Source organism: Stenotrophomonas sp. YJH_SMC_64 (assembly GCF_059371375.1).
In genome coordinates, this window is sequence record NZ_JCAFUN010000023.1 from 45805 (window position 1) to 55920 (window position 10116).

9 protein-coding genes are annotated in these 10116 nt (G+C 67.6%); 6 read left to right on the plus strand and 3 right to left on the minus strand.

Going from position 1 to position 10116, the window contains the following annotated elements; all coding sequences use genetic code 11:
- Window positions 1-273: 273 nt before the first annotated feature.
- Window positions 274-1053 (minus strand): sulfite exporter TauE/SafE family protein, encoded by a 780-nt coding sequence (locus AC5P9L_RS20320; RefSeq protein WP_262101752.1) that lies wholly within the window; start codon window positions 1051-1053, stop codon window positions 274-276.
- A 102-nt stretch (window positions 1054-1155) separates the two neighbouring features.
- On the opposite strand from AC5P9L_RS20320, the gene AC5P9L_RS20325 reads away from it, so the two are divergent.
- Complete coding sequence (locus tag AC5P9L_RS20325) at window positions 1156-1548, plus strand: YchJ family protein (protein WP_005414942.1); 393 nt, start codon at window positions 1156-1158, stop codon at window positions 1546-1548.
- A gap of 3 nt (window positions 1549-1551) precedes the next feature.
- On the opposite strand, the gene AC5P9L_RS20330 is transcribed toward AC5P9L_RS20325, so the two are convergent.
- Complete coding sequence (locus tag AC5P9L_RS20330; protein ID WP_197614240.1) at window positions 1552-2832, minus strand: GGDEF domain-containing protein; 1281 nt, start codon at window positions 2830-2832, stop codon at window positions 1552-1554.
- Between the two features lie 150 nt (window positions 2833-2982).
- Between AC5P9L_RS20330 and egtB the strand changes: the two genes are divergently transcribed.
- The 5 genes from egtB (at window position 2983) to AC5P9L_RS20355 (ending at window position 8309) form a co-directional block, all read left to right on the plus strand.
- Window positions 2983-4254 (plus strand): ergothioneine biosynthesis protein EgtB, encoded by a 1272-nt coding sequence (gene egtB, locus AC5P9L_RS20335; RefSeq protein ID WP_012481661.1) that lies wholly within the window; start codon window positions 2983-2985, stop codon window positions 4252-4254.
- A complete protein-coding gene (egtD, locus tag AC5P9L_RS20340; RefSeq protein WP_262101754.1) occupies window positions 4251-5225 on the plus strand; it encodes an L-histidine N(alpha)-methyltransferase in 975 nt (324 codons plus the stop codon). Before egtB ends, egtD begins: the two co-directional genes overlap by 4 nt.
- 84 nt (window positions 5226-5309) lie before the next feature.
- On the plus strand, window positions 5310-6578 hold the full coding sequence (locus tag AC5P9L_RS20345; RefSeq protein WP_012481659.1) for a lytic murein transglycosylase: 1269 nt from the start codon (window positions 5310-5312) through the stop codon (window positions 6576-6578).
- A 40-nt stretch (window positions 6579-6618) separates the two neighbouring features.
- Complete coding sequence (locus AC5P9L_RS20350; protein ID WP_197614238.1) at window positions 6619-7485, plus strand: D-hexose-6-phosphate mutarotase; 867 nt, start codon at window positions 6619-6621, stop codon at window positions 7483-7485.
- 50 nt (window positions 7486-7535) lie between these two features.
- A complete protein-coding gene (locus AC5P9L_RS20355; RefSeq protein ID WP_262101755.1) occupies window positions 7536-8309 on the plus strand; it encodes a DUF2628 domain-containing protein in 774 nt (257 codons plus the stop codon).
- Between the two features lie 6 nt (window positions 8310-8315).
- Here AC5P9L_RS20355 and AC5P9L_RS20360 read toward each other — a convergent pair whose 3' ends face one another.
- Window positions 8316-9503 carry a benzoate/H(+) symporter BenE family transporter gene (locus AC5P9L_RS20360; protein ID WP_005414935.1) on the minus strand — a complete coding sequence of 396 codons (1188 nt, stop codon included), beginning with the start codon at window positions 9501-9503 and terminating at the stop codon, window positions 8316-8318.
- Window positions 9504-10116: the final 613 nt, after the last annotated feature.

The following is a 10116-nucleotide window of genomic DNA, read 5'->3' on the forward strand; positions in this document are numbered from 1 at the left end:
TTCATGACCCGATCGGATGGGAATGCCGGCCAGCGGCCGGCACTGCCCATGGGCGGGGTTCATGACCTGATCGGATGGGGATGCCGGCCAGCGGCCGGCACTGCCCATGGGCGGGGTTCATGGCCCGATCGGATGGGAATGCCGGCCAGCGGCCGGCACTGCCCATGGGCGGGGTTCATGACCTGATCGGATGGGAATGCCGGCCAGCGGCCGGCACTACCCATGGGCGGGGTTCATGACCCGGTAGTGCCGGCCGCTGGCCGGCAACCGCGTTCACGCAGCGTGGAACGTATCCCACGCCATCCGCGCGATCAGCACCACCACCAGCCCCACGAACAGCTTGCGGATGAACGGCGTGCCGCCCTTCAGCGCCAGGCGCGTGCCCACCACCGAACCGATGATGTTGGCCGCCGCCATCGGCAGCGCGAACAGCCACAGGATGTTGCCGGTCGGCACGAAGAACGAGATCGCCGCCACATTCGTCGCCAGGTTCACCACCTTTGATGCCGCCGAGGCGCGCAGGAAATCCAGCCCGAAGAAGCGCACGAACAGGAAGATCAGGAAGCTGCCGGTGCCCGGCCCGAAGAAGCCGTCGTAGAAGCCGATCGCCGCACCGATCGCCAGCGCGATCACCAGTTCGCGGCGGCCGATCTCCTGCGGACGGTGCAGCGCGCCGAAGTCCTTCTTCCACAGTGTGTAGGCCAGCATCGCGACCAGCAGCACCAGCACCAGTGGGCGCACCGCGTCCTTGGGCAGCAGGCTTACCGCGGTGGCGCCGGCGAAGGAGAAGATGAAGGCCGTGCCGGCCGCGAACAACACCGGCTTCCACGGGAAGCGCACGTTGCGCGCATAGCGCCAGGCAGCCGCACCGGTACCGAACATCGAACTGAACTTGTTGGTACCAAACAGCATCGCCGGCGTCTGCTGCGGCAGCACCGTGAACAGGCCAGGCAGCTGCACCAGCCCACCACCACCGACGGCGGCATCGACCAGCCCGGCGGTGAAGGCGATGACCACCAGCCACCACAACTCAGGGGGAACCAGTTCCAGCACGGCGATCAATCGATATGGGGGCGCGACAGCATACGCCTGTCCTGCACTGGTTGACCGGTGCCCCGCGTGGATCCATCCGCACAACCCGGCGACAATGTCCGCATGAGCCGAAAACCCACCGATCCCTGCCCCTGCGGCCTTCCCGCCGAATACGCCGCCTGCTGTGGCCGTTTCCATGCCGGTGAGGCCGCCCCCGATGCCGAGCGCCTGATGCGATCACGTTACAGCGCCTATGTGCGGGGACTGGCGGACTATCTGCGCCAGAGCTGGCATCCGGATACCCGTCCGGCCGAGTTGTCGTTGGATGACGCGCCCGGCCAGCGTACGCATTGGCTGGGCCTGACCGTGCACGAGCACACCGTCACCGGCGCCGACAGCGCCGAAGTGCGCTTCACCGCCCGCTACCGCGTGGGCGGCGGCAGCGCGGTGAAGATGGCCGAGCACAGCCGCTTCCTGCGCGTCGACGGCCGCTGGTACTACCTCGACGCGGTGTGAGCCTCAGCCGCCGCGTGCCGCCAGCACGCGCTGGCCGGCATGCGCGCGGACCTGGTTGCGACCACCGTCCTTGGCTGCGTACAGCGCCTGGTCGGCGGCCTTGATCACTGCCGCTGGCCGCTCATCCACGCGGCTGTCTGCCAGCCCGATGCTCACCGTCACCTGCACCGTCTGCCCGCTTCCGCCGCGTCCGCGCTGCCGGCGCCCTGTTTCATCGTCGCGGCTGCGCGTGCTCCGGTCGCGCAGCTGCATGCGGGTGTCCTCGATGGTCTGCCGCAGCGCCTCGACTGCATCCACGCAGGCCGCTGCGGGACGATCCAGGAACACCACCGCGAACTCCTCGCCGCCATAGCGGAACGCCCGGCCACCATCGCCCACCCGGCCCAGGCGCGAGGCCACCAGGCGCAGCACATCGTCGCCGGTGTCGTGGCCGTGGGTGTCGTTGAACGACTTGAAGTGGTCCACGTCCACCATCGCGATGCTGTAGGTGCCGCGCGCCCGCTGCAGGGTCTCATTGAAGGCGCGGCGCCCCGGCAGGCCGGTCAGCTCATCGCGGAAGGCCATATGGAAGGACTCCTGCAGCATCGCGCCCAGCATCAGCAGCAGGGCCGCGCTGGCCAGTGCCGGCAGTAGCACCGGCTGCAGGAACACCCGTGGCAGCATCCACCACAGGCACAGCAGGGCCAGCAGCATCGCCGTGTGCAATGGGCGCGGATGCCGCCAGGCCTGCCAGCCCAGCGCGGCGGTTGCCAGAAGGAACAGCAGCGCTGGCAGCTGTGCCAGCGCGTTCCAGTCGGCCGGAATCCAGCTCCAGTGGCGGTTGGACAGCAGATCGTGCATGCCGCGCGGCTGCTGCGTGGCCAGCAGCAGGAAGATCAGCAGTGCCGTGCCGCTGGCGACGGAGCGCAACAGCAGGTCGTGGCGGCGCCGCCCGCGCTCGGGCCACAATGCCAGGCCCGCGAACAGCAAGGGCAACCAGGCCGAAATGGCATGGAAGCGCAGCGGTGTCAGCGACGTGACGTGGCCGCTGTGCAGGTAGCCGCCCACGTCCTGGTGCAGCAGCGCGAACATGACCGCCACCACCAGCAGCAGGCAGAGCGTACGCACCTGGTGGTAGAGCAGGGCAAGGCCGGCGCCGAGGCAGGCCAGCAGCCAGGGCAGGATGCGTTGGGCCGGGCTGGCAACGTCTTCGTTGCCCAGTGCTGCCCACAGCACCACGGCAACCAGCACGGCGGGCAGCACGAACAGGTAATGCGCAGGCTGGCGGAGCGGATGCAGGGGCAAGCAGGAATTCCAGCGCGGTGACGACGCGGCCGCAGCATTGCCGTTAGCGGCGTTCGCACCGGCTTCTTGAATGCGGGATGGTCACGCATGTGAACGCGTTGACGTCGAACGATGACATGGCACTCACCCTGTTGCGCAGATGCTGCCCGGATGGACAGCGTAGCCACCGCCGTCGCTGCCCCGCAGCGCGATCTCGCCCGCCAGTACGCATGTGTGCGGAACCGCAGCATGCAGCTGGCAGCCCCCCTCAGCGCCGAAGATGCCATGCTGCAGAGCATGGCCGATGCCAGCCCGAGCAAATGGCACCTGGCCCACACCACCTGGTTCTTCGAACGCTTCGTGCTGGCCGGCTTCCCACCTGCACCGGCGCATGACCCTGCCTGGGACTACCTGTTCAACAGCTACTACAAGAGCCTCGGCCCGGCGCATGCCCGGCCGCAGCGTGGGCTGCTGTCGCGGCCATCGCTGCAGCAGGTGCGCGACTACCGCCAGCAGGTCGATGCACAGGTGCAATCGCGGCTGGCGGCAGGCGACCTTGATGAGCAGGCACTGCAGCACCTGCAGTTGGGCCTGCAGCACGAACAGCAGCACCAGGAACTGCTGCTCACCGACATCAAGCACGCGTTCTGGTGCAATCCGTTGCAGCCGGCCTACCGCGAGGACCTGCAGCCTGCAACCAGCGCTGCCAGTGCGCAGGGCTGGATCGAGTCGCCCGAGCGCATCGTCACCATCGGCGCCGCAGCCTGGCCGCAGCACACCGCCTTCGCCTACGACAACGAATCGCCGGCGCATCGCGTGCTGCTCCCCGCGCACGCACTGGCCGAGCGCCCCGTCAGCAATGCCGAGTACCGCGCCTTCATCGACGCCGGTGGCTACCGCGAACCGCGCTGGTGGCTCAGCGAAGGCTGGGCGCTGCGCGAAGCCGAGGGCTGGCAGCACCCGCTGTACTGGGATGACGCCCTGCAGCGCGAGTACACCCTGGGCGGTTGGCGCGAACTGGATCCGCATGCGCCGGTCTGCCACCTCAGCTACTACGAGGCCGATGCCTGCGCCCGCTGGGCCGGTGCGCGCCTGCCCAGCGAGTTCGAGTGGGAGGCTGCCGCCGCAACGCTGCCGCCTCGCGGTCATTTTGCCGATGACGATCGGCTGCACCCGCAGGCTGCAGGGGGCAGTGGACTACGTCAGCTGTTCGGCGATGTATGGGAATGGACCCACAGCGCGTATGGCGCCTACCCGGGCTTCCGCCCTTTCGCCGGCAACCTCGGTGAATACAACGGCAAGTTCATGTGCGGGCAATGGGTGCTGCGCGGTGGCAGCTGCGCCACGCCGCGTGGCCACGTGCGTGCCAGCTACCGCAACTTCTTCATGCCCCCGGCGCGTTGGCAGTTCTCCGGGCTGCGCCTGGCCAGGGACCTCGCATGAGTACGGTGCACGACGCACTGCAGGCGCTGACCGATCTCACCCCCGGCCGCCAGCAGATCCTCACCGACGTGGTGGCCGGGTTGTCGCGCACGCCGCGCCAGCTGCCGTCCAAGTACTTCTACGATGCGCGCGGCTCGCGCCTGTTCGAGCAGATCACGCAGACCGCCGAGTACTACCCCACGCGCACCGAGCTGGCCCTGCTTTCACGGGTACTGCCGGACATCGCCCGAAGCGTCGGGCCGCACCTGCACGTGGTGGAACTGGGCAGCGGCAGTGGCCGCAAGACCGCGTTGCTGCTGGCCGCCCTGCACGACCCGGTGGCCTACACGCCCATTGAAATCTCGCGTGCCGCGCTGCTGTCCAGCATCGACCACCTGGCCCCGGCGCTGCCCGAGGTGGAGATGCTGCCGGTCTGTGCCGACTTTACCCGTCCCGTCGCCGTACCCATGCCCGAACGCGAACCCGCGCGACGGCTGCTGTTCTTCCCCGGTTCCACGCTGGGCAACTTTGAAGGCGAAGACGCGGTCGCGCTGCTGCGCGCGATGCGCCAGACCATGGGGCGTGATGGCCTGGCCCTGGTCGGCATCGACCTGCACAAGGACCCGGCGTTGATCGAGGCGGCCTACAACGATGCGCAGGGCGTCACCGCCGCATTCACCCTGAACCTGCTGGCCCGCCTCAACCGCGAGGTCGGCAGCGACTTCGATCTGCAGGGCTTCCGTCATCGTGCCCGCTACAGCGTCGCGCGGCTGCGCATCGAGACCGATCTGGTCAGCCAGCGGGCACAGGACGTCCATCTGGATGGCCGGACCTTCCATTTCGAGGCCGACGAACCGATCCGCGTCGAATACAGCCACAAGTACACCGACGAGAGCTTCGAAGCGCTGCTGCGGCCGGCTGGCCTGCAGGTCATGCAGCGCTGGGATGCTGAAGGCCCGGCCTATGGCCTGCGCCTGTTGCGTGCCATCTAGGGCGGACGGCCAGCCGGTACCGCTTCAGGTTCAGCAGCAGCGCTACCCCTAAGATGGCCGTGCAACGGCAACACGGAGGACGCCATGCCCATTCTGACCACGCTCGGCCTGGCGGCCGCTCTTGCCTCGGCGCCGACAGCGCCCGCCGCGCCTGCCGGCGACATCGATCCGGCGTTCAGCCGCTGCCTGTCGGGCCTGCAGGCCACCGCTGTGACACAAGGCATCAGTCCCGACCGTTTCAACGCGATCACCGCCGGCCTCACCCCGGACCCCAGCGTGCTCGGCCTGCTCGATGCACAGCCCGAATTCACCACGCCGATCTGGGACTACCTGGCCGCGCTGGTCGATCGCCAGCGCGTGGCTGATGGCCGCGCCCTGCTGCAGCAGCACCGCGACCTGCTCGATCGGGTGTCGGCGCAGTACGGCGTCGATCCGGCCACCATCGTCGCGGTCTGGGGCGTGGAGAGCGACTACGGCCGCGTGTTCGGCAAGCGCCCGCTGCTGCAGTCATTGGCCACGCTGTCCTGCGCCGGCCGTCGCCAACCCTTCTTCCGCGGTGAACTGCTGGCGCTGCTCAAGCTGATCGACCGCGGCGACCTGCAGGCCCAGGGGCTCACCGGCTCCTGGGCCGGTGCCTTCGGACATACGCAGTTCATGCCCAGCACCTATGCACGCATCGCCGTGGACGGTGATGGCGATGGCCGCCGCGATCTGGTCGGCAGCATTCCCGATGCACTGGCCTCCACCGCCAACTACCTCAAGCGCGCCGGCTGGCGCAGCGGCGAGCCGTGGGGCATGGAAGTCCGCGTTCCTGCGGGCTTCAACGCAAGCCAGGCCGGCCGCACCCAGCGTCGCGCCCTGGCCGACTGGCGTGCGCAGGGCGTGACCGCGCTGGATGGCAGCGTGTTGGCTCCGGCCAACCTGCCGGCGGATGCGCGCGCCGCGCTGCTGCTGCCGGCCGGCAACAAGGGCCCGGCATTGCTGGTGTTCCGCAACTACGACGCGATCTACAGCTACAACGCCGCCGAAAGCTATGCGCTGGCGATCGCGACGCTGGCTGACCAATTGCGTGGCGGCAACGGGTTGGCCACCGCCTGGCCGACCGATGACCCGGGCCTGGGCCGCGATGAGCGCCGCCAGCTGCAGACCCTGCTGCTGGCCCGCGGCCACGATATCGGTGCCGCCGACGGCATGATCGGTACCGCCACGCGCCGCGCGATCCAGGCCGAGCAGCAGCGCCTGGGCTGGAGCGAGGTGGACGGCCGCGCAGGCCAGCGCATCCTGCGCACGCTGCAGGAAGAGGCGACCGCCATCGCACCCGCTGGGCAGAAAGCCTTGCCGGCGGCACGTTGACCGCGACATCATCGCCGCGGTCTTCAAGGAGCGTCATCGCATGCAGTCGAATCCGGACATCAGCACCGGCCTGTATCACGGCCTGGAGGCCTGGCAGGTGCGAACCGCCAACGCCACGGCGGTCGTCAGCGTGTTCGGCGGCCAGCTGCTGTCGTTCATTCCTGATGGGCAGCCCGATCTGCTGTGGCTTTCGCCCACGCGCGCCGAGCTGCCCACGCCCATCCGCGGTGGCGTCCCGGTGTGCTGGCCGTGGTTCGGTCGCCAGGGCCAGAGCGCCGATGTACCGGCGCATGGCCTGGTACGTACCGCGCGCTGGGAGCTTCTGCAGGCCAGCCAGCGCGATGATGGCGAGGTCGAGCTGCAGTTGGCGCCTGCGCCCAGCGCCGATCGCGGCCTGCGCCTGCAGATGCAGCTGCGCATCGGCCGCCAGCTGCGCCAGCAGCTGGTCACCGAGAACACCGGAACCTCGCCGGTGACCTTCACCCAGGCCCTGCACAGCTATTTCCGGGTGGGCGATGCCAAGCGGGTCGAGGTCGAGGGCCTTGACGGCCTGCAGTACCTGGACAAGTACGAGGACTATGCGCAGCTGCGCCTGCAACAGGGACCGTGGTCATTGCGCGATCCACGTGATCCCGGTCGCAGCGATCGCATCTACACCGGTGCCGGCGGCCATTACGTGCTGCATGATCCCGTACTGCAGCGGCGGATCGAGATCCGCAGCGAAGGCAGCCAGACGCTGGTGGTCTGGAATCCGGGGGCCGAGGCGGCAGCCAGGATGTCCGATGTCGGCGAGGGCTGGCGCGATTACGTATGCCTGGAAGTGGCCAACGCAGGCCCGGAGCAGATTACGCTTGCGCCGGGTGCGCGCCATCAGCTGGTGCAGACCCTGGGCAGTACCGCGCTGTAGGCGCGGACAACGATTTCAGTTTGTCGATGCAGGTAGCAAGGACGGAAAACATGCAGGAAGCACAATGGTGGTACGCCAATGGCAGGCAGAGCAGTGGGCCGGTGGATCTGGCCGGTCTTCGCCAGCTGCAGCAGGAAGGGACGGTTACGGCGCGCACCCTGCTCTGGTGCGAAGGTATGCCCTCATGGCGGCCGTTGGCGGAACTGGAGCAGGCTTCCACCCCCGTCGAGGTGGTTCCGGCCCTGGATATCGACGCAGCCCCTGCGGTTGAGGGCATCGCGCCGGATGTCGGCGACCCGTCCGATCCCTATCGTGCGCCGGTCGCTGCACCGGACAGGGCTGCGGCTGCCGGGCTGGAGGGCGAGATGGCCTTGTACGCCAGCGTGGTCGGCGGCAACTTCCCGATCTATCGCCAGCGCTGGCGGCTGGATCAGGGCATTGCCACGGGCAGTGGCACCTGGCATTGGCCGGCCTTCCTGCTCGGCCTGATCTGGATGATGTACCGCAGGATGTACCGCCTGGCGGCGATGTGGGCTGGCCTGCTGCTGCTGATCAGCGTGGTGGAGACCTTGCTGGATGTGCCGGATGGCCTGTCGCTGGTCATCACCTTCGCGCTGAGCATCACCACCGGCATCTTTGGCAACAACTGGTACCTGGCGCACTGCCAGCGCCTGATCGCCCAGGCCCGTGCCGTCACCGGCGACGATGATGCACGGCTGCGCAGCGAGCTGACCGCGCGTGGCGGCACCAGCGTGGTCGCCACACTGATCGCCATCGTCATCGCGGTGGCGCTGAGCATCGTCGGCGCCGCATTGGCCGGGTAGGGTGGGTCAGCGGTCCTGACGGGGCCGCAGCACCAGCAGGCACAGCGCACCGGCCACCAGGCCCCAGAACGCCGAGCCGATGCCGGCCAGTGAGACGCCCGAGGCGGTGACCAGGAAGGTGACCAGTGCCGCCTCGCGGTCCCGCTCTACCGCCAGCGCACTGGCCAGGCTGTTGGCGATGGTGCCGAACAGCGCGATACCGGCCACGCAGGCCACCAGCTCCTTGGGGAAGGCAGCGAACAGTGCGGCCACGGTGGCACCGAACAGTCCGATGACGATGTAGAAGGCACCTGCCGCCATGGCGGCGGTATAGCGTCGTGCCGGGTCCTCATGTGCATCACGGCCCATGCAGATCGCGGCGGTGATTGCCGCCAGGTTCAGCGCGTACGCACCGAACGGCGCCAGTAGTGTATTGACCACACCGATCCAGCCGATCAGCGGCGACACCGGGGCGTCGTAGCCGGATGCCCGCATCACCGCCACGCCCGGAATGTTCTGCGAGGCCATGGTGACCACGAACAGGGGCAGGGCGATGCCGGCCACCGCGGTCCAGGACAGGGATGGGGTCACCCATTGCGGTACCGCCAGTTGCAGCTGCACCTGCTGTGCGTGCAGCAGGCCACGGCTGGCCGCAACCGCGATGCCGACCAGCAGGGTGGCGATGACCGCATAGCGCGGGAACAGGCGGCGTCCGGCCAGCCACGTGGCGAACATGGCCAGCGCCAGTACCAGCTGGGTGTTCATGGCCACGAACACGTCCAGACCGAAGCGCAGCAGCACCCCGGCCAGCATGCCGGCGGCCAGCGCCATCGGTACCCGTTGCATCAACCGGGCGAAGATGCCGGAGAAGCCAGCCAGCATGCCCAGAACCGCAGCGAGCAGGAATGCACCGGTGGCCTCGGAAAGAGATGCGCCGCCGGCACCGACCACCAGCATCGCCGCGCCCGGTGTCGACCATGCGGTCACCACCGGTACCCGATAGCGCAGTGACAGCCCGATGCAGGTGACACCCATGCCCAGTCCCAGTGCCCACATCCATGAAGCGATCTGCGCCTGATTGGCACCGACAGCTTGTGCAGCCTGGAACACGATGACGGCCGAACTGGCGAAGCCGACCAGCACAGTAATGAAGCCGGCAACGAGGGCCGGTACTGAAAGGTCGCGCCACCACGCTTGCCGCACCTGCATGTTCATTGCCGTCTCTCCACTGTGCATCCGTGCATTGATAGCCCTTGTGGCGTTGACCGCGCAACGCGCGGTCAACGCCACAGTGATCTTCGAGCGTATGCCATGCGTGACGTTGCCTTGGTTCTGTCATCACCGTGCAAAAAAATGCTTGACGAAATCTGCAGGATCTCTAGAATTCGCTCCCTTGCTGCAGCGCACCGCTTCTTCGGAAACGGCACGCAAACAGCAACGCCACCACCGACGAACGAGATGATCGAACGAAGGTGTTGACGGACTCGAAAAGTCCGGCATAATAGGCGGCTCGCAACGACGAAAGGCCTTCGGGTCCAACGACGAAGCAGCGTCGGCAACAACGTCCACCCCGGTGAGACGGCCTTGAAAAAAGGTGTTGACGAAGCGGAAAAGCCGGCTATAATGGGCGGCTCGCTACGAAGGAAACTTCGCAGCACACGGGAACGGCGCTGAGGCCACTTCCCCGGATCTTTGAAAGTATGCGCAGGTATCTTGTGAAGGCGCCTGCAGGAAGGATGATTGTCCATCTTGCAGACGTTTGATCAAGCAACTATTAATTGTTTTAAAGCAAGCGATACGTTGCCAGCATCAATCATCTGCAGCTTTA